This window comes from Pseudomonas sp. CJQ_9, assembly GCF_043106615.1.
Lineage (GTDB): Bacteria > Pseudomonadota > Gammaproteobacteria > Pseudomonadales > Pseudomonadaceae > Aquipseudomonas > Aquipseudomonas juntendi.
Map to the genome: position 1 here is coordinate 82,512 of NZ_JBICMS010000044.1, position 24,339 is coordinate 106,850.

Here is a 24,339-nt window from a genome sequence, read left to right on the forward strand (position 1 = left end):
TGGCGCACGCAGCGACGCTTCAACTATTACAAAGCCCAAGCGGAGTACCACAGATGGCGTTCTTCACCGCAGCCAGCAAAGCCGACTTCCAGCACCAACTGCAAGCGGCCCTGGCGCAGCACATCAGCGAACAGTCCCTGCCACAAGTGGCGCTGTTCGCCGATCAGTTCTTCGGCATCATCTCTCTGGACGAACTCACCCAGCGCAGGCTTTCCGACCTGGCCGGCTGCACCCTCTCAGCCTGGCGCATCATCGAGCGTTTCGACCCCCAGTACCCGCAAGTACGCGTGTACAACCCCGATTACGAACGTAACGGCTGGCAGTCGACCCATACCGTGGTCGAGGTGCTGCACCACGACCTGCCGTTCCTCGTCGACTCGGTACGCACCGAGCTCAACCGCCGTGGCTATAGCATCCACACCCTGCAAACCACCGTGCTCAGCGTGCGCCGGGGCGCAAACGGCGAGCTGCTGGAGCTGCTGCCCAAGGGCAGCCGGGGCGAGGGTGTGCAGCACGAGTCGCTGATGTACCTGGAGATCGACCGCTGCGCCAACGCCGCCGAACTGGCCGTGCTGACCCGCGAGATCGAACAGGTGCTGGCTGAGGTTCGGGTGGCGGTCGCCGACTTCGAGCCGATGAAAGCCAAGCTGCAGGAAGTGCTCGCCAAGGTGGAGCAAACCGCATTCGGCCCGGCGCAAAACGAGAAGGGCGAGGTCAAGGCCTTCCTTGAGTGGCTGCTGGACAACCACTTCACCTTCCTCGGCTATGAGGAATTCACCGTCGCCAGCACTGCCGATGGCGGCCAGATGGTCTACGACGAACAGTCGTTCCTCGGCTTGCCGCGCCGCCTGCGTGTGGGCCTGACGGCCGACGAACTGCGCATCGAAGACTACGCCGTGGCTTACCTCAATGAGCCGCTGCTGCTGTCGTTCGCCAAGGCCGCGCTGCCCAGTCGCGTGCACCGCCCGGCCTACCCGGACTATGTCTCGATTCGCCAGCTGGACGCCGACGGCAACGTCATCAAGGAGCACCGCTTCATGGGCCTGTACACCTCGTCGGTGTACGGCGAAAGTGTGCATGCCATTCCGTACATCCGCGTCAAGGTCGCGGAAGTGGAGCGCCGCTCGGGCTTCGATCCCAAGGCTCACCTGGGCAAGGAGCTGGCTCAGGTGCTGGAGGTGCTGCCGCGCGACGACCTGTTCCAGACGCCAATCGACGAGCTGTTCACCACGGTCATGGCGATCGTGCAGATCCAGGAGCGCAACAAGATCCGCGTGTTCCTGCGCAAGGACCCGTACGGCCGCTTCTGCTACTGCCTGGCCTACGTGCCGCGGGAAATCTACTCCACCGAAGTGCGGCAGAAGATCCAGCAGGTATTGATGGAGCGCCTGAAGGCCAGCGACTGCGAGTTCTGGACGTTTTTCTCCGAGTCGGTGCTGGCCCGCGTGCAGTTGATTCTTCGGGTCGACCCGAAAAACCGCATCGACATCGACCCGCAGCAGCTGGAGCGCGAAGTGGTGCAGGCCTGCCGCTCGTGGCGCGACGACTATTCGGCGCTGGTCGTGGAGAACTTCGGCGAAGCCCAGGGCACCAACATCCTCGCCGACTTCCCCACCGGCTTCCCGGCGGGCTACCGCGAGCGTTTCGCCGCCCACTCGGCGGTAGTCGACCTGCAGCACGTGCTCAACCTGTCGGAAAGCAAGCCGCTGGCGATGAGCTTCTACCAGCCGTTGACCCAGGTCGGCGAGCGCATCCTGCACTGCAAGCTGTACCACGTGGACACGCCGCTGGCGCTCTCCGATGTGTTGCCGATTCTGGAAAACCTCGGCCTGCGCGTACTCGGCGAGTTCCCGTACCGGCTGCGCCATGCCAGTGGCCGTGAATACTGGATCCACGACTTCGCCTTCACTTACAGCGAAGGCCTTAGCCTGGATATCCAGCAGCTCAATGACACCCTGCAGGACGCGTTCATCCATATCGTGCGCGGCGATGCCGAGAACGATGCCTTCAACCGCCTGGTGCTGACTGCCGGCCTGCCTTGGCGCGACGTGGCACTGCTGCGCGCCTACGCCCGTTACCTCAAGCAGATCCGCCTGGGCTTCGACCTTGGCTACATCGCCAGCACCCTGAACAACCACACTGACATCGCCCGTGAGTTGACCCGGCTGTTCAAGACCCGCTTCTACCTGGCGCGCAAGCTGACCCAGGACGACCTGGACGACAAGCAGCAGCGCCTGGAACAGGCCATTCTGACCGCGCTGGACGAGGTGCAGGTACTCAACGAAGACCGCATCCTGCGCCGCTACCTGGACCTGATCAAGGCCACCCTGCGCACCAACTTCTACCAACCGGACGCCAACGGCCAGAACAAGTCGTATTTCAGCTTCAAGTTCAACCCGCGGCTGATTCCCGAGCTGCCCAAGCCGGTGCCCAAGTTCGAGATATTCGTCTATTCGCCACGGGTCGAGGGCGTGCACCTGCGCTTTGGCAACGTGGCCCGTGGCGGCTTGCGCTGGTCCGACCGCGAAGAAGACTTCCGCACCGAAGTGCTCGGCCTGGTCAAGGCCCAGCAGGTGAAGAACTCGGTGATCGTGCCGGTGGGTGCCAAGGGTGGCTTCCTGCCGCGGCGCCTGCCGCTGGGCGGCAGCCGTGACGAGATCGCGGCCGAAGGCGTGGCGTGCTACCGCATCTTCATTTCCGGCCTGCTCGACATCACCGACAACCTCAAGGATGGCGGCGTGGTGCCGCCGGCCAACGTGGTGCGCCACGACGATGACGACCCGTACCTGGTGGTGGCCGCCGACAAGGGCACCGCGACCTTCTCCGACATCGCCAACGGCATTGCCATCGACTACGGTTTCTGGCTGGGCGACGCCTTCGCCTCGGGCGGTTCGGCCGGTTACGACCACAAGAAAATGGGTATTACCGCGCGCGGCGCCTGGGTCGGCGTGCAGCGGCACTTCCGTGAGCGCGGCATCAACGTGCAGGAAGACCCGATCACCGTCATCGGTGTGGGGGACATGGCCGGCGACGTATTCGGCAATGGCTTGCTGATGTCCGAAAAGCTGCAATTGGTGGCCGCGTTCAACCACTTGCACATCTTCATCGACCCCAACCCCGAGCCGGCTTCCAGCTTCGCCGAACGCAAGCGCCTGTTCGACCTGCCGCGCTCGGCCTGGACCGACTACGACACCAGCATCATGTCCGAAGGCGGTGGCATCTTCCCGCGCAGCGCCAAGAGCATTGCCATCAGCCCGCAGATGAAAGAACGCTTCGCCATCGTAGCCGACCGCCTGACGCCGACCGAGTTGCTGAACGCGTTGCTCAAGGCCCCGGTCGATCTGCTGTGGAATGGCGGGATCGGCACCTACGTCAAGGCCAGTAGCGAAAGCCACGCCGACGTCGGCGACAAGGCCAACGACGCGCTGCGGGTCAACGGCAACGAGCTGCGCTGCAAGGTGGTGGGCGAGGGTGGCAACCTGGGCATGACCCAGCTTGGCCGGGTCGAGTTCGGCCTGCACGGCGGGGCGACCAACACCGACTTCATCGACAATGCCGGTGGCGTGGACTGCTCTGACCACGAGGTCAATATCAAGATCCTGCTCAATGAAGTGGTGCAGGGTGGCGACATGACCGAGAAGCAGCGTAACCAGCTGCTCGGCAGCATGACCGATGAAGTCGCCAGCCTGGTGCTGGGCAACAACTACAAGCAGACCCAGGCGCTGTCGCTGGCCGCCCGCCGCGCCCGCGAACGCATTGCCGAGTACAAGCGCCTGATGGCTGACCTGGAGGCGCGGGGCAAGCTGGACCGTGCCATCGAGTTCCTGCCCTCCGAGGAGCAACTGGCCGAACGCCTGGCCGCCGGCCATGGCCTGACCCGCGCCGAGCTGTCGGTGCTGATCTCGTACAGCAAGATCGACCTCAAGGAGCAGTTGCTGAAGTCGCAGGTGCCGGACGACGACTACCTGACGCGCGACATGGAAACCGCCTTCCCGCCGTCGCTGGTCAGCAAGTTCGCCGAATCCATGCGCCGCCACCGCCTGAAGCGTGAAATCGTCAGTACCCAGATCGCCAACGACCTGGTCAACAATATGGGCATCACCTTCGTCCAGCGTCTCAAGGAGTCGACTGGCATGAGCCCGGCCAACGTGGCCGGGGCTTACGTGATCGTGCGCGACATCTTCCACCTGCCGCACTGGTTCCGCCAGATCGAGGCCCTCGACTACCAGGTGCCGGCGGAGGTCCAGCTGACCTTGATGGACGAGCTGATGCGCCTGGGCCGCCGTGCAACCCGCTGGTTCCTGCGCAGCCGCCGCAACGAGCAGGACGCCGGGCGCGACACCGCGCACTTCGGGCCGAAAATCGCGCAGCTCGGGCTCAAGCTGGATGAGTTGCTCGAAGGCCCGACCCGCGAACGCTGGATGGTGCGCTACCAGGGCTTCGTCGAGGCTGGCGTGCCGGAACTGCTTGCGCGCATGGTGGCCGGTACCAGCCACCTGTACACGTTGCTGCCGATCATCGAAGCGGCTGACGTTACCGGGCATGAGCCGGCGCAGGTGGCGAAGGCGTTCTTCGCCGTGGGCAGCGCGCTGGACCTGACCTGGTACCTGCAGGAAATCAGCAACCTGCCGGTGGAAAACAACTGGCAGGCGCTGGCCCGCGAGGCCTTCCGTGACGACATCGACTTGCAGCAGCGGGCGATCACCATTTCGGTCCTGCAAATGGCCGACGGGCCGCAAGACATGGACGCCCGTGTGGCGCTGTGGGCCGAGCAGCACCGGGTGATGGTAGAGCGCTGGCGCGCGATGCTCGATGACCTGCGCAATGCCAGCGGCAACGACTATGCGATGTATGCGGTGGCCAACCGCGAGCTGGTCGACCTGGCCATGAGCGGGCAGGCCGCGGTGGTGCCTGCTTAAGCTGCAAGCTGCAAGCTGCAAGCTACAAGCTACAAGCTGCAAGCGGACCTCACTGGTTTCGCTTGCAGCTTCTGGCTTTAGCACCGTTTAGATCCTGTACACAGCCCCCGCTTTTTCTTGAAGCTTGAAGCTTGAAGCTTTCCTACTTGAACCGCCGCTCCACGCCTTTCTCCACCAGGATCTTCGCCGAAATCTCTTCCACCGAAAAATGCGTGGAATTGATGTTGGGAATGTTCTCCCGGCGGAACAAACTCTCCACCTCGCGCACTTCGAACTCGCACTGGGCAAAGCTTGAGTAACGACTGTTGGGCTTGCGCTCGTGGCGGATGGCCGTGAGGCGGTCAGGGTCGATGGTCAGGCCGAACAGCTTGTTGTGGTGCTTTTTCAGCACTGCCGGCAACTGCAGGCGTTCCATGTCGTCTTCGGTCAGGGGGTAGTTGGCGGCGCGGATGCCAAACTGCATGGCCATGTACAGGCAGGTGGGGGTCTTGCCGCAGCGCGACACACCCACCAGGATCAGGTCGGCCTTGTCGTAGTAGTGCGTGCGCGCGCCGTCGTCGTTGTCCAGGGCGAAGTTCACCGCCTCGATGCGTTCCATGTAGTTGGAATTGCCGCCGATCGAATGGGACTTACCCACGGAATACGACGAATGGGCGGTCAATTCCTGCTCAAGTGGGGATAAAAACGACGAAAAGATGTCGATCATGAAGCCATTCGACGTGGCCAGGATCTCACGTATGTCCTGGTTGACGATGGTGTCGAAGATGATCGGGCGCACACCGTCACGCTCGGCCGCGGCATTGATCTGCTGGACCATGGTCCGCGCCTTGTCGGGCGAATCGATGTACGGCCGGGTGAATTTGTTGAACGGGATGCTCTCGAATTGCGCGAGCAGACTCTGGCCCAGGGTTTCGGCTGTGATACCGGTGCCATCGGAGATGAAGAACGCGGTTCGTTTCATTTGCGACCTGGGCCTTAAGCTGATGAAGATTCTTGGATATGATAAGTTCGGTTTGCCGAATGCGGCTGTCGACATTCTGCCACATTTGCAAAGCCTATTTTCCAGGTACAGGCCACAAACGCCCGGCCAAGTCATAGCGTACAGGCGGGCGCCCTTTGAGCTTTTCCAACACAGTTAGTGGAGAGATCACCTTGGTAGAGTACGTAGTTTCCCTCGATAAGCTCGGCGTCCATGATGTGGAGCATGTGGGGGGCAAGAACGCATCCCTGGGCGAGATGATCAGCAACCTTGCCGGTGCTGGTGTATCGGTGCCGGGCGGCTTTGCCACTACGGCGCAGGCGTACCGCGATTTTCTCGAGCAGAGTGGCCTCAATGACCGGATCCATGCGGCGCTCGACGCCCTCGACGTGGATGACATCAACGCCCTGACCAAGACCGGCGCGCAAATCCGCCAGTGGGTCATGGAAGCCGACTTCCCGGCGCGTCTGGATGCGGAAATCCGTACGGCGTTTGCCGAAATGGCCGCTGGCAACGACAACATGGCCGTTGCCGTGCGCTCCTCTGCCACTGCTGAAGACTTGCCGGACGCCTCGTTCGCCGGCCAGCAGGAAACGTTCCTCAACATTCGCGGCGTGGACAACGTGATCCGCGCGGCCAAGGAAGTGTTCGCTTCGCTGTTCAACGACCGTGCCATTGCCTACCGCGTGCACCAGGGCTTCGATCACAAACTGGTCGCCCTGTCTGCCGGTGTGCAGCGCATGGTTCGTTCCGAAACCGGCACCGCCGGTGTCATGTTCACCCTCGATACCGAGTCGGGCTTCCGCGACGTGGTGTTCATCACCGGCGCCTATGGCCTGGGTGAAACCGTGGTACAGGGTGCGGTAAACCCCGACGAATTCTACGTGCACAAGAACACCCTGCAGGCCGGCCGCCCGGCTATCCTGCGCCGCAATCTGGGCAGCAAGGCGATCAAGATGGTCTATGGCGATGAAGCCAAGGCCGGCCGTTCGGTGAAAACCGTGGAAGTCGACCGCGCCGAACGTGCGCGCTTCTGCCTGAGCGACGCCGAGGTCAGCGAACTGGCCAAACAGGCGATGATCATCGAGCAGCACTACCAGCGCCCGATGGACATCGAATGGGCCAAGGACGGTGACGACGGCAAGCTGTACATTGTCCAGGCCCGCCCCGAAACCGTGAAAAGCCGCTCCAGCGCCAATGTCATGGAGCGCTACCTGCTGAAGGAAAAGGGCACGGTCCTGGTTGAAGGCCGTGCCATTGGCCAGCGCATCGGCGCCGGCAAGGTCCGCGTGATCCACGATGTGTCGGAAATGGACAAGGTGCAGCCAGGCGACGTGCTGGTTTCCGACATGACCGACCCGGACTGGGAACCGGTGATGAAGCGCGCCAGCGCCATTGTCACCAACCGCGGTGGGCGTACCTGCCACGCGGCGATCATCGCCCGTGAGCTGGGCATCCCGGCCGTGGTCGGTTGCGGCAACGCCACCCAGGTGCTCAAAGACGGCCAGGGCGTCACGGTTTCCTGCGCCGAAGGCGACACCGGCTTCATCTTCGAGGGTGAGCTGGGCTTTGACGTCAAGCAGAACTCGGTCGATGCCATGCCCGAGCTGCCGTTCAAGATCATGATGAACGTCGGCAACCCGGACCGCGCCTTCGACTTTGCCCAGTTGCCCAACGCCGGTGTCGGCCTGGCGCGTCTGGAATTCATCATCAACCGTATGATCGGCGTGCACCCCAAGGCACTGCTGAACTACGCAGGTCTGCCTGCCGACCTCAAAGACAGTGTCGACAAGCGCATTGCCGGCTACAACGACCCAGTCGGCTTCTACGTCGAGAAATTGGTCGAGGGCATCAGCACCCTGGCCGCGGCCTTCTACCCGAAAAAGGTCATCGTGCGCCTGTCGGACTTCAAGTCCAACGAGTATGCCAACCTGATCGGCGGCAAGCTGTACGAGCCGGAAGAAGAGAACCCGATGCTGGGCTTCCGCGGTGCCTCGCGCTACATCAGCGAGTCGTTCCGTGACTGCTTCGAACTCGAGTGCCGCGCGCTCAAGCGCGTACGCAACGAGATGGGCCTGACCAACGTCGAAATCATGGTGCCCTTCGTGCGTACCCTGGGCGAGGCCAGCCAGGTCGTCGACCTGCTGGCCGAAAACGGCCTGGCCCGTGGCGACAACGGCCTGCGCGTCATCATGATGTGCGAGCTGCCGTCCAACGCCATTCTCGCCGAGGAGTTCCTGGAGTACTTCGACGGCTTCTCGATCGGCTCCAACGACCTGACCCAGCTTACCCTGGGCCTGGACCGTGACTCGGGCATCATCGCCCACCTGTTCGACGAGCGTAACCCGGCCGTGAAGAAGCTGCTGGCCAACGCCATTGCTGCCTGCAACAAGGCTGGCAAGTACATCGGCATCTGCGGCCAGGGCCCGTCGGACCACCCAGACCTGGCCAAGTGGCTGATGGAGCAGGGCATCGAGAGCGTGTCGCTGAACCCGGACTCGGTACTCGAAACCTGGTTCTTCCTCGCCGAAGGCCAGGGCGCAGCCTGACGCAATAAACGCGGGGGGGCGTCTGGCGTGCCCCCGCCTGGTTTTTTCCAGGGCGAGTTCCAGCAATGGATCCCGCCCTTTTTTGTGCACCAAGCAACCTTATGCAAAGCAGTAGCCGTTTATTTCCCGTGGCCTTGCTCAGTGCCGAGCGCCGCGGCGACCTCAGTGAAGACGTGTACCGGATCAAGGCCGGCAACAGCCCTGATCCCAGTGTGGAGTTGGCCGTTACCCGTCTGGGGCTGGCCGACCAGGAGCAGGCCCAGGGCGTGCCGGTGATTCTGCTGCATGGCAGTTTTTCCAACCGGCGTTTCTGGTATTCGCCCAAGGGCATCGGCCTGGGGGCCTATCTGGCACGGGCCGGTTTCGACGTATGGATCCCGGAAATGCGTGGCCATGGTCTGTCGCCACGCAATGCGGCCTGGCGACTCAACACCGTAGCCGGCTATGCCCGTGAAGACCTGCCAACCATCAACGCCTTCGTGCGCGAACAAGCCGGCCAGGCGCCGCATTGGGTGGGCCACTCACTCGGCGGGACAACCCTTGTGGCAGCGTTGGGTGGCGGTTTTCTGAGCGCCGACGAGGTTGCGAGCGTGGCCCTGTTCGGCACACAGGTCAGCCGCGTGTACTGGCCGTTGAAGGTCCCGCCAGTGGCCTGGGGCGCGAAGTGGCTGCTCAAGCGCTGGGGGCAGATTTCCGGGCCGCGCTTCAAGCGTGGGCCAGAGGACGAACCACTAGGGCTGGCCCTGGAAAGCCTGCGCTGGCATGGCCTGTTCGGGCGTTTTGGCGACAAGAAGCAGGATTGGTGGGCAGGGCTGGCCGAGGTCGATGTGCCGCTACTGGCAGTGGCCGGCGCCGGCGACTTCCAGGACCCGGTGTGGGCCTGCCGCAAGCTGTTTGAACAGGTGGGGGGCGAGCGCAAGCAGTTCCTGCGGCTGGGGCGTGAAGAAGGTTTCGACACTTTCGGGCATGTCGACATGCTGGTGAGCAAGGCTGCGCAGGTGCAGGTGTGGCCGCTGGTGGAGCGCTGGCTGCGTAACCCGCTGTTGCCGGTGCATGCGTCCACAGTGGTTGCAGAGCCTGTGCCGGTCAGCTGAGTTTGCGTCGCCTGTGCTGGCCTCTTCGCGGGCGCGCCCGCTCCTACAGGTACTGCACAAGCCTGCGAACCTGTGACAATCCTGTGGGAGCCGGCTTGCCGGCGATAGGGCCGGCACAGGCAAAACACACATGACTATCTAGTCCCGGATGACTGCAATGGGCTCTACGGTGTAGCCTTGGCCGATACCCGCTTTCGTTGTGACTGACAGGAGCTTCCCATGCAGCATTACGTAACGCCCGACCTGTGTGACGCCTACCCGGACCTGGTCCAGGTGCTGGAACCGATGTTCAGCAACTTCGGTGGCCGTGATTCGTTTGGCGGCCAGATCGTTACCATCAAGTGCTTCGAGGACAACTCGCTGGTCAAGGAGCAGGTCGAACTCGATGGCAAAGGCAAGGTGCTGGTAGTCGATGGCGGTGGGTCGCTGCGTCGGGCATTACTGGGGGACATGCTTGCCGAGAAGGCTGCCAGAAATGGCTGGGAAGGCTTGTTGATCTACGGCTGCGTACGCGACGTCGATGTATTGATCCAGACCGACGTCGGCGTGCAGGCGCTGGCCAGCCACCCGATGAAGACCGACAAGCGCGGCATCGGTGACCTCAATGTGGCAGTGACCTTCGCCGGCGTGACGTTCCGCCCGGGCGAGTATGTGTACGCCGACAACAATGGCGTGCTGGTGTCGCCAAGCCCGTTGAAAATGCCGGAGTGATGCGCCGCACGCGCTGATGGAGCTTTGATGTTCGAGGAAGACAACGCGCAGTGGGGGCTGGTACATGCCCTGGTGCTCGATGGCAAAGGCGGCGCGCGCTCGATTGCCCGTACCGAACTGGCCGACCTGCAATTGCAGCCCCAGCAGAGCCTGTGGCTGCACTGGGATCGCAGCCACCCGCAAACCCGTACCTGGCTGTTGCATGAAAGCGGCCTCAGCGAGTTCGCCTGCGAGCTGCTGCTGGAGGAGAATACCCGCCCGCGCTTGCTGCCCATGGCCGATGAACAACTGCTGCTGTTCTTGCGTGGGGTCAACCTGAACCCGGGTGCCGAGCCGGAAGACATGGTCTCGGTGCGCATTTTCGCCGAGGCGCAGCGGGTCATCTCGCTGCGCTTGCGGCCCCTGCGCGCCAGCGACGAGGTGCTCCAGCTACTGGAACAGGGCAGGGGGCCCACATCCGCATCCGAACTGCTGCTGCTGATGGGGGAACTGCTGACCGAAAAGGTACAGGGGCTGGTCAGTGACCTCGCCGAACTGGTCGACCTGGAAGAAGAAAAGGTCGAATCCGACGAACGGTATACCCCCGAACAAGGCAGCCTGCAGCAGATCCGTCGGCGGGCCGCTGGGTTGCGCCGGTTCCTGGCCCCGCAACGGGAAATCTATGCCCAGTTATCACGCAGCAAGTGGGGCTGGTTCGCCTATGCCGATGCCGATTACTGGAACGAGCTGAACAACAGCCTGATCCGCTACCTGGAGGAGCTGGAGCTGACCCGCGAGCGCGCCGCGCTGGTGCTGGAGAGCGAAGACCGTCGCCGCAGCGAGCGGATGAACCGCACCATGTACCGCTTTGGCATCATCACCTGCATTTTTCTGCCGATGAGCTTCATCACCGGGCTGCTGGGCATCAATGTCGGTGGCATTCCGGGGGCGCAAAACCCCTACGGCTTCCTGTTCGCCTGCCTTGTGGTGCTAGGGCTGGCGGTGGGGCAGTGGTGGTTGTTCCGCCGGTTGCGATGGGTATGAAGCGTGGGCGGGCTGCAGGCGTACATCACACCATTCGAAACATTCGTGCCAATCGGACGTGTGACCCATCGCCGGGCCATCTCGTCTCTAGCTGACACTGCGCGAGGTGCACATGCACGATCCGTTTGAAGAATCCCTGCGCGACCTGCTCAAGGCGTCACCCTCCGGCAACGACCGGGACGACCGGGATGACGCTGCCTGCTTGGGTCGCGTGCTGAAAACCGCCAACCGCCAGGTCGGTGCGGGTGATCTGTTCAGCTTGCTTGGCCGCTGGAGCCAGGCGCTGCTGATTGCCGTGAACAATGGCTCGGCGCATGTCGCGCCGGTGCGTCGACACACTTCCCGCAACGCTGCCGCTGGCAGCAAAGCAGATAAGGCCGATTGAATATGGAACTCGATCTCTGGACCCAGAGCCTGGTCACCGCGATGACCGCCCTTTGGACCAAAGTGGCGAACTTCATCCCTAACCTGTTCGGCGCATTGGTCGTGGTGCTGCTCGGTTTCGTGGTAGCCAAGCTGCTCGATACACTGCTGTCCAAACTGCTGGCCAAATTCGGCCTGGACCGCCTGATGGCGGGTACCGGCCTGACCAAAATGCTGGGCCGGGTCGGCATTCAGGTGCCCATTTCCACCCTGATCGGCAAGATCGTCTACTGGTTCGTACTGCTCATCTTCCTGGTTTCCGCCGCTGAATCGCTGGGCCTGGAGCGGGTTTCGGCGACCCTCGACATGCTTGCCCTGTACTTGCCGAAAGTGTTCGGCGGGGCCCTGGTGTTGCTGGCCGGCGTGCTGCTGGCACAGGTGGCCAATGGCCTGGTGCGCGGTGCTGCAGAAGGCATTGGCCTGGAGTATTCGGCTGGCCTGGGGCGGATCGCGCAAGGGCTGGTCATCATCATCAGCATTTCGGTGGCCATCAGCCAGCTGGAGGTGAAAACCGACCTGCTCAACCATGTGATCGTCATCGGCCTGATTACCGTTGGTCTGGCGGTTGCCCTGGCCATGGGCCTGGGCAGCCGCGAAATTGCCGGGCAGATTCTGGCCGGCATTTATGTTCGCGAGTTGTACCAGGTAGGCCAGCAGGTGCGGATTGGAGAGGTCGAAGGGCTCATCGAGGAAATCGGCACGGTGAAAACCACGCTGCTGACCGAGGAGGGGGAGCTGGTGTCGTTGTCCAACCGCGAGCTGCTGGAACAGCGAGTCAATAGCCGCTAACCGCGTGAAAGCTGTTAATGTATGCCGCCGCGAAATTCGACCCACGGGGTCGCGCGGCGACATTGACCTGACTGTCGGCCAGATCCGTTTTGAATAAAGTTCCTACGCCGCCCATGCGTTATGACCCTCGCGAGCTCACCGACGAAGAGTTGGTGGCGCGTTCGCATGAGGAGCTGTACCACGTCACCCGTGCCTATGAGGAGCTCATGCGGCGCTACCAGCGGACCCTGTTCAACGTCTGTGCACGTTATTTAGGGAACGACCGTGACGCGGACGATGTCTGTCAGGAAGTGATGCTCAAGGTGCTGTACGGTCTGAAGAACTTCGAGGGTAAATCCAAGTTCAAGACCTGGCTCTACAGCATCACCTACAACGAGTGCATTACCCAGTACCGCAAGGAGCGCCGCAAACGCCGGTTGATGGATGCCCTGAGCCTGGACCCTGTTGAAGAGGCGTCCGAGGACAAGGCACCGAAGCCGGAAGAAAAAGGCGGGCTGGACAAGTGGCTGGTGCATGTGAACCCGATCGACCGCGAGATCCTGGTGCTGCGTTTTGTCGCAGAGCTGGAGTTCCAGGAGATCGCCGACATCATGCACATGGGCCTGAGCGCTACAAAAATGCGATACAAGCGCGCGCTAGACAAGCTTCGTGAGAAATTTGCGGGTCTCGATGAAACTTAGTGGTCTGCAAATATCTCTAATGAATCGGCGAGTTCTGCTAGACTTGCCGTCGAGTTGTCCCCCTTGTTTATGGTGGGACTGCTTAACTATCACCAGATGGGGATTTAACGGATGAAATTGAAAAACACCTTGGGCTTGGCCATTGGTTCGCTCGTAGCCGCCACCTCGATTGGCGCTATGGCACAAGGTCAAGGCGCCGTCGAGACTGAAATCTTCTACAAGAAAGAATTCTTCGACAGCCAGCGCGACTTCAAGAACGACGGCAACCTGTTCGGCGGCTCGATCGGTTACTTCCTGACCGACGACGTTGAACTGCGTCTGGGCTACGACGAAGTGCACAACGCTCGTGGCGACGACGGCAAGAACATCAAGGGCTCGAACACCGCCCTGGACGCCGTTTACCACTTCAACAACCCGTACGACGCTATCCGTCCGTACGTTTCCGCTGGTTTCTCGCACCAGTCGCTGGGCCAGACCGGCCGTGGCGGTCGTGACCACTCCACCTTCGCCAACGTTGGCGCCGGTGCCAAGTGGTACATCACCGACATGTTCTACGCCCGTGCTGGCGTTGAAGCCCAGTACAACATCGACCAGGGCGACACCGAGTGGGCCCCAAGCGTTGGTGTTGGTCTGAACTTCGGCGGTAGCCCGAAGCAAACCGCAGCCCCCGCTCCAGCACCTGTTGCTGAAGTTTGCTCCGACTCCGACAACGACGGCGTGTGCGACAACGTCGACAAGTGCCCAGACACCCCGGCCAACGTTACCGTTGATGCTGACGGCTGCCCGGCTGTTGCCGAAGTCGTTCGTGTTGAGCTGGACGTGAAGTTCGACTTCGACAAGTCGGTCGTCAAGCCAAACAGCTACGGCGACATCAAGAACCTGGCTGACTTCATGAAGCAGTACCCACAAACCACCACCGTGGTTGAAGGTCACACTGACTCCGTGGGTCCAGACGCTTACAACCAGAAGCTGTCCGAGCGTCGTGCCAACGCTGTCAAGCAAGTCCTGACCCAGCAGTACGGCGTAGAATCCAGCCGTGTTGACTCGGTTGGCTACGGCGAAACCCGTCCGGTTGCTGACAACGCCACCGAAGAAGGCCGTGCTATCAACCGTCGCGTTGAAGCTCAGGTAGAAGCCCAGGCCAAGTAATTGGTTTGAAGCTTCACGAAAAACCCGGCCTCGGCCGGGTTTTTCTTTGGCTGGATTTTACCGGCCGGCGGGCCGTGGCTGTCAGCCGGTAGCGGTCACCCACTGCTGAGCGACCTGCGCCCCAACCACCTCGCCAATCACCAGGATCGCCGGGCTACGCAAAGCGAACCCACGCGCATCCTCGACCATCCCCTGCACATCGCTCCTGCACTCGCGTTGCTCGGGGAGCGAGGCATTCTCGATCATGGCCACCGGCATGCCGGGTGCCATTCCCCCGTCCAGCAACCCTTGGCGGACCTGCTCCAGCCTGGCCACGCCCATGTACACCACCAACGTGGTGCCAGCCTGGGCCAATGCTGCCCAGTTCAGTGCGCTGTCATCCTGGGTATGCGCGGTCACCAGCGTTACCCCGCGGCTGACGCCCCGCGAGGTCAGGGAAATACCGCACTGCGTGGCGCCTGCCAGGCCTGCGGTGATGCCGTTGACGATTTCCACCTCGATACCATGCCCCTGCAGCCACAGGGCCTCCTCGCCGCCGCGGCCGAAAATGCATGGGTCGCCGCCCTTGAGCCGCACTACACAGCGCCCTTGGCGGGCGTGGCGCAACATCAGGCGCTGGATGAACGCCTGTGGTGTCGAGCGGCAGCCACCACGCTTGCCCACTGCAATAACCCGCGCCTGCGGGCAATGTTCCAGCACTGCCGGGTTGACCAGGTCGTCGACCATCACCACTGCCGCTTGCTGCAAGGCGCGTACAGCCTTGAGGGTGAGCAGTTCCGGGTCACCCGGGCCGGCGCCGACCAGCCACACTTTTGCATTCATCCGCGTTTCCTCATTGGCAAGCTGCATTCAGCCCTTGAGCAGGGCGAGCAGTAATATCAAGTTGATCAGTAGCGACAGCACGGCCAGGGTGCGCCAGACTTTCAGTGGCTCGCGCTCCAGCAATGGCCGTGGCCGCCCGGGCAATTCCTGGCGGTCGCCCCGTTCGAGCAGCAGCAACCAGTGTTCGGCGGTTTCGAAGCGCTGCGCCGGGTCGGCGGCCACGGCCTGCTGCAGGTGGTGCTGCAGCCACTCCGGCAGGTCGGGCCGGTAGCGCGCAGGGTTGACCGGTTGGCCGAAGCGTGGCCGCTGAAAAGCTTCCACTTCCCCGTACGGGTAGTGCCCGGTCAGCAGGTGATACAGCGTCACGCCTGCGGCATACAGGTCCTGGCGTGGGCTGGGCGGCAGGCCGTCAAAGGCTTCCGGGGCGATGTAGGACGGGGTGCCGGGCAAGGCATGTTGCGGGTCTTCGCAGAGCCCGGGGCAGTACGCCAGGCCGAAGTCCAGCAGGCGCAACTGGCCATCGCAGCCCAGGTGCAGGTTGTCGGGCTTGATGTCGCGGTGCAGCAGGTTGCGCCGGTGCAGCACCCCCACCGCCTGTAGCAACTGCCGGGCGAGCTCCAGCCACTGGGCCAACGGCAGTGGGCCATTTTCGGCCAGCAGCGCGGCCAGGCTCTGGCCAGGGTATTCGCGCATCACGTAGTACAACTGCTGGCGCTGGCTACAGGCGTGCAGCTCGGGGAAGTGCCGGCCGGCGACCCTGCGCATGAACCACTCTTCGAGCAGCAGGGCCTGCGCCGCACCAGGCTCCTGCCGCCGCTCGGGCGGCAAGGTCTTGAGCAGCCACGCCTGGCCTTGGCCATCGCGCACCCGGTACAACAATGACTGACGGCTGTGCGCGCGCAGTTGTTCGACCTGCCAGCCATCGATCAAAAGGCCTGGCCGTAATGGCTCGGGCACAGGCCAGTGCTGCAGTTGCGCCAACGTGTCGCCAAGGTTCGCCGTGCCCAGTTGGTCGACCTGCACGAGCATGGCGCTGGCGTTATCCTGGCTACCGTTGAGGTGGGCGCTGGCAACCAACGTGTCCACGGCCAGCTGCAGGTCGGGTTGCTCGCGCAGCACCGCCTGGATGTGCTGGTCGCCCAGGCTGGCCCAGACACCGTCGCTGACCAGCAGATAACATTCACCCGGCTGCAATTCGCCTTCCAGGTAATCCACCAGCAGATGCTGGTCCAGGCCCAGCGCGCGTTTGAGTACATGCTGCATGCCGGGCTGGTCCCAGACATGGTCTTCGCTCAGGCACTGCAGCTGGCCGGCGTGCCAACGATACACCCGGCAGTCGCCTACGTGGGCCAGGGTGAAGCGCCGCCCACGCAGCACCAGTGCGCTGAGGGTGGTCAGCAACGGCTGACCATTCCCTTGGGCGCGCAGCCAGCGGTTCTGTGCCAGCAGCAGGCGGTCGAGGGCTTGGGCCACGCCCCAGGTGGCCGGCGTGGCGTAGTAGTCCAGGGCCAGCGCCTGCAGGCTGGCCCGCGCGGCAAGGCCACCGTCGGCACATTGGCTGACCCCGTCGGCCAGGGCGAACAGGTAGCCCTTGCTGGCGGCCAGTTCGGGCGCCGGGGTGACCAGGCGCAAGGCATCCTGGTTTTCCGCGCGTGGCCCGGTGGCACTGGCCTGGGCAAAGCTCAGTTGCAGGCTCATGGGTGTGCCTCAGACCCGCGCTGCGGTCACGGCCGCCGAGCCCCAGGTGGTGCGCCAGCGTTGTTTCACGCCGTGCAGGCCGAACCAGGCCAGCAGGCCCAGGCTGGCGAACAGCCACAACCCCATTTGGTAGTCGCCAGTGTGCTGCTTGATGGTGCCCAGCCCTGCCGCCAGCAGGAAGCCCCCCATACCACCGGCCATGCCGATCAGCCCGGTCATGACGCCGATTTCCTGGCGGAAGCGTTGCGGCACCAGTTGGAACACTGCGCCATTGCCGGCACCCAGGCCGAGCATGGCGCTGACGAACAGGGCCAGGGCGGCGGCCGCGGAGGGCAGGTTGAAGCCGACGGCAGCAATGCAGATGGCCGCTACGCTGTACATGCCCAGCAGCGTGCGGATGCCGCCAAAGCGGTCGGCCAGGGCGCCACCGAGCGGGCGCATCAGGCTGCCGGCGAACACGCAGGCCGCCGTGTAGTAGCCGGCGGTGACCGGGCTCAGGCCGTACTGATCGCTGAAGTAGCCAGGCAGGGCGCTGGCCAGGCCGATGAAACCACCGAACGTAACGCTGTAGAAGAACATGAACCACCAGCTGTCGCGGTCGCCCAGTGCCTTGAGGTAGTCGGCCATGGCTTTGGGCTTGGGCCGTTGTGGGGCGTTACGTGCCAGCAAGGCGAATACCACCAGCGCCAGCGACAGTGGCAGCAGTGCAAAGCCGAAGACATTGTTCCAGCCAAAGCCGGCTGCCAGTGCCGGGGCGAGCAGGGCCGCGAACACCGTGCCCGAGTTGCCGGCCCCGGCGATGCCCATGGCCTTGCCTTGATGCTGTGGCGGGTACCACTGCGAAGCCAGTGGCAGCGACACGGCGAACGAGGCGCCGGCAAAACCGAGGAACACGCCCAGCAGCAGTGCCTGTTCATAGCTGTGCACGCCCAGGCGCCAGGCAGCGGCCAGCGCGACGATGACCACCACCTGGCCGATCAGCCCGGCGGTCTTGGGCGACAGGCGGTCCACCAGCACGCCCATGGCAAAGCGCAGGATGGCCCCGGCCAGGATCGGCACCGCCACCATCAGGCCCCGCTGTTGTGCGCTCAGTTGCAGGTCGGCGGCAATCTGCACCGCCAGCGGGCCCAGCAGGTACCAGACCATGAAGCTGAGGTCGAAGTACAGAAACGCGGCGAACAGCGTGGGCACATGCCCGGACTTCCAGAAGCTGGTACTCATCGAACACCTCACTCGGTCATGCAACGGAACGAAAAAGACGCCGCCACCCGCTCCACGGCTGTGGAGGGGCGAGCGACGTCTTTGTCGGAATTTAAGTGGGGCAACCGCCGTTGGTTACCGGTGCGTTTTGTTCAGCAAGAGATGGGCCAACTGTGCCTGGGCAGGCTGGCCAGGTAGTGCACTGGCACCCTCAGCCGAGCATCTCGTGCATGGCGATGATCTGCTCGGCCACCTGGATCAGCTTTTGTTGGCGGCTCATGGCCTGGCGGCGCATCAGGGTGTAGGCCTGTTCTTCGTTGCAGTCTTTCATTTTCATCAACAGGCCCTTGGCCTGCTCGATACGCTTGCGTTCAGCCAGTTGCTGGTCGCGCGCCAGCAACTGGGCGCGCAGGGCCTGGTCGCTTTCGAAGCGAGCCATGGCCACGTCCAGAATCGGCTGCAACCGCGCCGCATGGATACCTTCCACGATATAGGCACTGACCCCTGCCTGGATCGCCTGGCGCATTACCCCGGGGTCGTGTTCGTCAGTGAACAGCACGATCGGTCGGGGTTGGTCACGGCTGACCAGCACCACATGCTCCATCACATCGCGGTCCGGTGAATCGGTGTCGATCAGCACCACGTCCGGGCGCACCGTTTCGACGCAGGCGGGCAGGTCGATGGTCAGGCCTGGGGCTTCGGTGACGTCGAAGCCGGCCTCGGTCAAAGCGGCTTTGAGGCGGCCTAGTTTGCTCTGGGTGTCGTCGATCAGCAGGATACGCAGCATGGTCGTCCCCCCTTACCTGCCAACCTGGGCGTCGGGCAGCGCGCCCAACGCATGCAGCCTGAAGCTACGGGCATAGCCGTAGGGGTCGCTGCCGTCCCAGCGGCTACCGTCTATCAGCAGGCTGCTGCGCATGGGGTGCGCCGGGCATGCCACGCCCAGGCTCTGGGCGGCCTCGGTGTACAGCGCCAGTTGTTGGACCTGGCCTGCGACCTGGTGGTAATCCGGGTCTTCGCGCAGCAGGCCCCAGCGGCGAAACTGGGTCATGAACCACATGCCGTCGGACAGGTAAGGGAAGTTGGCTCGACCCTGGTCGAACAGGCGCAGGGCGTGCGGGTCTTGCCAGTGGTTGCCCAGGCCGTCCTGATAGTGGCCCAGCAGGCGTGGCTCGATGCTGGCCAGCGCGGTGTCCAGGTAGGCACTGCCACTGAGCAGTTGCGCGGCGCTGCGGCGGTTGTCCGGGTTTTGCTCGATGAACCGGCTGGCAGCGAGGATCGCCTTGATCAACGCGCGCGCGCTGTTGGGGTATTGTTCGGCGAAGGCGCGGGCACAGGCCAAGACTTTTTCCGGGTGGTCGGGCCAGATCGACTGGCTGGTGGCCAAAGTGAAGCCCTGGCCTTTGGCGACCGCGTCGGCGGCCCACGGCTCGCCGACGCAGAAGCCGTCGATGCGCCCGGCCTGGATGTGTGCGGCCATCTGCGCAGGCGGTACGACTACGCTGTCGACGTCACGCAATGGGTGGATGCCCTGGCTGGCCAGCCAGTAATACAGCCACATGGCGTGAGTGCCCGTGGGGAAGGTCTGGGCAAAGGTCAGCCGTGGGCCATGTTGGTGCACCAGCCGCGCCAGCGCCTCAGGGTTGGTCACGCCTTTACGTTGCAGGGTTGGGGACAGGTTGATGGCTTGGGCGTTCTGGTTCAGCCCCATGAGCACGGCCATGTCGCTGCCCGGCACGCCACCGATGCCCAAGTGCACGGCGTAGACCAGCCCATACAGGCAGTGCGCGGCGTCCAGTTCGCCACTGACCAGTTTGTCCCGCAGGCCGGCCCACGAGCCCTGGCGCTTAAGGTTGAGGGTCAGGCCGTGCTGCTGGGCGAAGCCCTGGGTGGCGGCGACCACGACCGAGGCGCAGTCGGTGAGGCCCATGAAACCGATGTTGAGGCTGGGTTTCTCCGGCGCGTCGCTGCCGTTGACCCAGGCCAGGGGCGTTGCTCGGGGTGCAGTGTTCACAAGGTTCCTCGCCCATACTGATAAGGCTGTGGGCACTTGGGGTGCAACCGATGTGCCATTTACGCGATCACCTCGCTCCGCAGCCCCACGATGTGCTGTCATGCCGGCGCCGCGCTAGCTATAATCGCCCCCTCACTCACCCTGAGCCTTGCCCGCCCATGTATACCCTGGCCCGCCAGCTGCTGTTCAAGCTTTCCCCGGAAACTTCTCACGACCTGTCCCTGGACCTGATCGGCGCCGGTGGCCGTCTTGGCCTCAACGGCATGCTGTGCAAGCAACCGGCGGCGTTGCCGGTATCGGTCATGGGCTTGAACTTTGCCAACCCGGTCGGCCTGGCCGCCGGCCTGGACAAGAATGGCGCGGCCATCGACGGCTTTGCGCAGTTGGGCTTCGGTTTCGTCGAAATCGGCACCGTCACGCCGCGCCCGCAGCTGGGCAATCCCAAGCCTCGGCTGTTCCGCCTGCCGCAAGCCACCGCCATCATCAACCGCATGGGCTTCAACAACCTGGGTGTCGATCACCTGCTTGGCCGTGTTCGTGCGTCGCGTTACAGCGGTGTGCTGGGCATCAACATCGGCAAGAACTTCGACACCCCGGTCGAGCGCGCGGTGGACGACTACCTGATCTGCCTGGACAAGGTGTATACCGCTGCCAGCTACATCACGGTCAACGTCAGTTCGCCGAACACCCCGGGCCTGCGCAGCCTGCAGTTCGGCGATTCGCTCAAGCAACTGCTCGATGCCCTGGCCGAGCGCCGTGAGCAGCTGGCTGCTGCACATGGCAAGCGCGTGCCGCTGGCGATCAAGATCGCCCCCGACATGAGCGACGAAGAAACCGCCCTGGTGGCGGCTGCGTTGATGGAGTCGGGCATGGATACAGTGATTGCCACCAACACCACGCTGGGCCGTGAGGGTGTCGAAGCGCTGCCTTATGGGGGCGAGGCAGGTGGCCTGTCAGGCGCGCCGGTGCTGGAGAAGAGCACCCATATCGTCAAGGTGCTGGCGGGTGAATTGGGTGGGAAGTTGCCGATCATTGCCGCCGGTGGCATCACCGAAGGGCGCCACGCTGCCGAGAAGATCGCTGCTGGGGCGAGCCTGGTGCAGATCTATTCGGGCTTCATTTACAAGGGGCCGGCGCTGATTCGCGAAGCGGTGGATGCGATCGCGGCGATGCCTCGCTAGCCTGGCGGGGTTTGCCAGCGCATGAAAAAGGGCCCCTTGAAGGGGCCCCTGGGCCTAAGCCCGCCGCCCGGTTGGGGCGTGCATGGTAAATCGAATTCAGTGTCCTCGATCAGCCTACGGCGTGATTTTCGTTGAGTCTATGGATGCCAGCGGTGCCAGTCATACCGTCCCAGTTATCGCCGCGACCTTCACGCCAGCCGTTGATCCAGGCTTGGCGAACAGAAGGAAGATTGAATGGGCAAAGTTCGCGGGATTTGCCGGTTACCCCGTATTGGTAGCCACGTGAATATGCTCTTTCCAACGGATCACGCTTAAGTCTTCTCATAGGGTGTTGCCCTCACTTGTTGACTGTAATGTCCCGTCGGCCTCTCCGAGGCCGGGCAGAGTCTTTCTGCCGGTTTGCGCTCGCTGCCGGCGTGGCGAGCTGAATGTGCCGCCTCGTTGCGAAGCGGCCTGAGACCAGTTCTATCGAATGCGAGTCACGGTGTGAATGATCGATTTGTCATAAGGACGTAACGTTTGTGAGGGTGTGGGGATAAGTAAAGAAATGCGACTCAACCTTATTTAGAGTTGAGCCCGCTACGATCGGGGTTTGCCGATCATTGACGTCATTTTGCCAGCGTCAGTCAAGGAACAGAGAAATAATTTGAAATGCGACGAAGGGTCACACAGCGCTCTACGTCGCCAGAATTTTTCGTACTGCCTGATGATCTAAGCTGTCTTTGCCACCCGGCGAAGCGCAGATCTGTCAGGTGGCCCGGCCCGCTGCGGCACACGAGTGTGCCCAACCGGCCACCTGCACGCCTGCTGGAAAGGCGTGCGGGCAAACATCGCGGGGCGATGCGTCGCCTCGTCAGTCAATAGCCCAAGGCTCTGGAATATTCATGTCGGACCGTTTCGAACTCTACCTCACCTGCCCCAAAGGCCTTGAAGGCCTGCTTGCCGAAGAGGCCAAAAGCCTTGGCCTGGACGAAGTGCGTGAGCACACCTCGGCCATCCGCGGCGCCGCCGACATGGAGACCGCCTACCGCCTGTGCATCTGGTCGCGCCTGGCCAACCGGGTGCTGCTGGTGCTCAAGCGTTTTTCCATGAAGAACGCCGACGACCTGTATGACGGTGTGCACGCCGTGGACTGGGCGGACCACCTGGCGGCCGATGGCACCCTGGCTGTCGAGTTCAGCGGCCATGGCTCGGGCATCGACAACACCCATTTCGGTGCGTTGAAGGTCAAGGATGCCATCGTCGACAAGCTGCGCAACCGCGAAGGCCTGCGCCCGTCGGTGGAAAAGATCGATCCTGACGTTCGCGTGCACCTGCGGCTGGAGCGCGGCGAGGCGATCCTGTCCCTCGACCTGTCCGGGCACAGCTTGCACCAGCGTGGCTATCGTCTGCAGCAGGGCGCCGCGCCGCTCAAGGAAAACCTGGCGGCTGCTGTGCTGATCCGTTCCGGCTGGCCGCGTATTGCCGCGCAAGGTGGTGCGCTGGCCGACCCGATGTGCGGTGTGGGTACGTTCCTGGTAGAGGCCGCCATGATTGCTGCCGATATCGCGCCCAACCTCAAGCGTGAACGCTGGGGTTTCAGCGCCTGGCTCGGCCACGTGCCGGCGCTATGGCGCAAGGTGCATGAAGAAGCGCAGGCACGTGCTCAGGCTGGCCTGGCCAAACCCCCGCTGTGGATCCGTGGCTACGAGGCCGACCCGCGGCTGATTCAGCCGGGCCGTAACAACGTGGAGCGCGCAGGCTTGGGTGACTGGGTGAAAATCTACCAGGGCGAGGTCAGCACCTTCGAGCCGCGCCCGGACCAGAACCAGAAAGGCCTGGTCATCAGCAACCCGCCCTACGGCGAGCGCCTGGGTGATGAAGCCAGCCTGCTGTATCTCTACCAGAACCTTGGCGAGCGCCTGCGCCAGGCATGCATGGGTTGGGAGGCTGCGGTATTCACCGGTGCGCCGCAACTGGGCAAGCGCATGGGCATTCGCAGCCACAAGCAGTACGCGTTCTGGAACGGCGCGTTGCCGTGCAAGCTGCTGTTGTTCAAGGTGCAGCCTGACCAATTCGTCACCGGTGAGCGTCGCGAGGCACCGGCCGACACCGGTGAGGTCGGCCAGCAGGTGCCCGTCACCAGCGAGCCGGCCCGCCTGTCGGAAGGGGCACAGATGTTTGCCAACCGCCTGCAGAAAAACCTCAGGCAACTGGGCAAATGGGCCCGGCGCGAGCAGGTCGACTGCTATCGCCTGTACGATGCCGACATGCCTGAATATGCCCTGGCAGTCGATCTGTACCACGATTGGGTACATGTGCAGGAATATGCCGCACCACGCTCGGTGGACCCGGACAAGGCCCAGGCGCGCCTGCTTGATGCCCTGGCGGCCATCCCGCAGGCATTGGGCATTGCTCCCCAGCGCGTGGTGCTCAAGCGCCGCGAGCGGCAAAGCGGTACCCGCCAGTACGAGCGTCAGGCTACCGAGGGGCGTTTCCAGGAGGTCAACGAAGGCGGCGTGAAGTTGTTGGTCAACCTCACCGATTACCTCGACACCGGCTTGTTCCTCGACCACCGCCCGATGCGCATGCGGATTCAGCGCGAAGCAGCCGGCAAGCGCTTCCTCAACCTGTTCTGCTACACCGCCACGGCCACCGTGCACGCGGCCAAGGGCGGCGCGCGCAGCACCACCAGCGTCGACCTGTCGAAGACCTACCTGGACTGGGCGCGGCGCAACCTGGCGCTCAATGGTTACTCCGAGCGCAATCGCCTGGAGCAGAGTGATGTCATGGCCTGGCTGGAGGGTAACCGTGACAGCTACGACCTGATCTTCATCGACCCGCCGACCTTCTCCAACTCCAAACGGATGGAAGGTGTGTTCGACGTGCAACGTGACCATGTGCAGTTGCTGGACTTGGCCATGGCCCGCCTGGCGCCCGGTGGCGTGCTGTATTTCTCCAACAACTTCCGCAAGTTCCAGCTGGACGAACACCTGATGGCGCGCTACGCAGTGGAGGAAATCACGGCCCAGACCCTGGACCCGGATTTCGCCCGCAACAACCGTATTCACCGCGCCTGGCGCTTGCAGCTGCGCTGAGCCGACGGGGTACATTGCGTCGGTAGTGGCA

Annotated in this window: 18 protein-coding genes; 11 read left to right on the top strand and 7 right to left on the bottom strand. The window is 63.2% G+C overall.

The features are described from left to right. Window positions 1–53: 53 nt before the first annotated feature. Window positions 54–4,919 carry an NAD-glutamate dehydrogenase gene (locus tag ACF8SD_RS08255; protein ID WP_173890586.1) on the top strand — a complete coding sequence of 1,622 codons (4,866 nt, stop codon included), beginning with the start codon at window positions 54–56 and terminating at the stop codon, window positions 4,917–4,919. A 142-nt stretch (window positions 4,920–5,061) separates the two neighbouring features. On the opposite strand, the gene ACF8SD_RS08260 is transcribed toward ACF8SD_RS08255, so the two are convergent. After that, window positions 5,062–5,880, bottom strand: coding sequence for a pyruvate, water dikinase regulatory protein (locus tag ACF8SD_RS08260; RefSeq protein ID WP_012271263.1), 819 nt, complete (start codon window positions 5,878–5,880; stop codon window positions 5,062–5,064). A gap of 191 nt (window positions 5,881–6,071) precedes the next feature. On the opposite strand from ACF8SD_RS08260, the gene ppsA reads away from it, so the two are divergent. The 8 genes from ppsA to ACF8SD_RS08300 all read left to right on the top strand — a co-directional run bounded on the left by ppsA (window position 6,072) and on the right by ACF8SD_RS08300 (window position 14,316). Continuing rightward, window positions 6,072–8,447, top strand: coding sequence for a phosphoenolpyruvate synthase (ppsA, locus tag ACF8SD_RS08265; RefSeq protein ID WP_173890584.1), 2,376 nt, complete (start codon window positions 6,072–6,074; stop codon window positions 8,445–8,447). A gap of 101 nt (window positions 8,448–8,548) precedes the next feature. After that, entirely contained in the window at window positions 8,549–9,541 is a 993-nt protein-coding gene (locus ACF8SD_RS08270; protein ID WP_249414285.1) for an alpha/beta fold hydrolase, read from the top strand. 219 nt (window positions 9,542–9,760) lie between these two features. Next, entirely contained in the window at window positions 9,761–10,252 is a 492-nt protein-coding gene (rraA, locus tag ACF8SD_RS08275; protein WP_009684023.1) for a ribonuclease E activity regulator RraA, read from the top strand. Between the two features lie 27 nt (window positions 10,253–10,279). Next, a complete protein-coding gene (locus ACF8SD_RS08280) occupies window positions 10,280–11,275 on the top strand; it encodes a zinc transporter ZntB (RefSeq protein WP_392484197.1) in 996 nt (331 codons plus the stop codon). A 112-nt stretch (window positions 11,276–11,387) separates the two neighbouring features. Continuing rightward, window positions 11,388–11,660, top strand: coding sequence for a CrfX protein (locus ACF8SD_RS08285; protein WP_173890579.1), 273 nt, complete (start codon window positions 11,388–11,390; stop codon window positions 11,658–11,660). Between the two features lie 2 nt (window positions 11,661–11,662). Continuing rightward, window positions 11,663–12,487 (top strand): mechanosensitive ion channel domain-containing protein, encoded by an 825-nt coding sequence (locus tag ACF8SD_RS08290; protein WP_173890577.1) that lies wholly within the window; start codon window positions 11,663–11,665, stop codon window positions 12,485–12,487. Window positions 12,488–12,600: 113 nt separating this feature from the next. Beyond that, window positions 12,601–13,167, top strand: coding sequence for an RNA polymerase sigma factor SigX (gene sigX, locus ACF8SD_RS08295; RefSeq protein WP_003248665.1), 567 nt, complete (start codon window positions 12,601–12,603; stop codon window positions 13,165–13,167). A gap of 111 nt (window positions 13,168–13,278) precedes the next feature. After that, a complete protein-coding gene (locus ACF8SD_RS08300; protein WP_009684019.1) occupies window positions 13,279–14,316 on the top strand; it encodes an OmpA family protein in 1,038 nt (345 codons plus the stop codon). Window positions 14,317–14,397: 81 nt separating this feature from the next. Here ACF8SD_RS08300 and cobA read toward each other — a convergent pair whose 3' ends face one another. From cobA to ACF8SD_RS08325, 5 genes are all read right to left on the bottom strand, one after another. Beyond that, window positions 14,398–15,138 (bottom strand): uroporphyrinogen-III C-methyltransferase, encoded by a 741-nt coding sequence (gene cobA / locus ACF8SD_RS08305; RefSeq protein WP_173890575.1) that lies wholly within the window; start codon window positions 15,136–15,138, stop codon window positions 14,398–14,400. Between the two features lie 27 nt (window positions 15,139–15,165). After that, entirely contained in the window at window positions 15,166–16,836 is a 1,671-nt protein-coding gene (locus ACF8SD_RS08310) for a protein kinase (protein WP_392484199.1), read from the bottom strand. 9 nt (window positions 16,837–16,845) lie between these two features. Beyond that, complete coding sequence (locus tag ACF8SD_RS08315) at window positions 16,846–18,057, bottom strand: nitrate/nitrite transporter (protein WP_392484200.1); 1,212 nt, start codon at window positions 18,055–18,057, stop codon at window positions 16,846–16,848. Window positions 18,058–18,247: 190 nt separating this feature from the next. Beyond that, the gene (locus ACF8SD_RS08320; protein WP_009684013.1) at window positions 18,248–18,823 is read right to left on the bottom strand and encodes an ANTAR domain-containing response regulator; all 576 of its coding nucleotides are present in this window, start codon (window positions 18,821–18,823) and stop codon (window positions 18,248–18,250) included. 12 nt (window positions 18,824–18,835) lie between these two features. Further along, entirely contained in the window at window positions 18,836–20,050 is a 1,215-nt protein-coding gene (locus tag ACF8SD_RS08325) for a CmpA/NrtA family ABC transporter substrate-binding protein (protein ID WP_392484202.1), read from the bottom strand. Window positions 20,051–20,208: 158 nt separating this feature from the next. Between ACF8SD_RS08325 and ACF8SD_RS08330 the strand changes: the two genes are divergently transcribed. Then, on the top strand, window positions 20,209–21,231 hold the full coding sequence (locus ACF8SD_RS08330) for a quinone-dependent dihydroorotate dehydrogenase (RefSeq protein ID WP_392484203.1): 1,023 nt from the start codon (window positions 20,209–20,211) through the stop codon (window positions 21,229–21,231). A gap of 109 nt (window positions 21,232–21,340) precedes the next feature. Here the strand turns inward: ACF8SD_RS08330 and rmf are convergent, their stop codons facing one another. Next, a complete protein-coding gene (rmf, locus tag ACF8SD_RS08335) occupies window positions 21,341–21,556 on the bottom strand; it encodes a ribosome modulation factor (protein WP_003248687.1) in 216 nt (71 codons plus the stop codon). 559 nt (window positions 21,557–22,115) lie between these two features. On the opposite strand from rmf, the gene rlmKL reads away from it, so the two are divergent. Then, window positions 22,116–24,308 carry a bifunctional 23S rRNA (guanine(2069)-N(7))-methyltransferase RlmK/23S rRNA (guanine(2445)-N(2))-methyltransferase RlmL gene (rlmKL, locus tag ACF8SD_RS08340; protein WP_173890565.1) on the top strand — a complete coding sequence of 731 codons (2,193 nt, stop codon included), beginning with the start codon at window positions 22,116–22,118 and terminating at the stop codon, window positions 24,306–24,308. Window positions 24,309–24,339 lie beyond the last annotated feature (31 nt).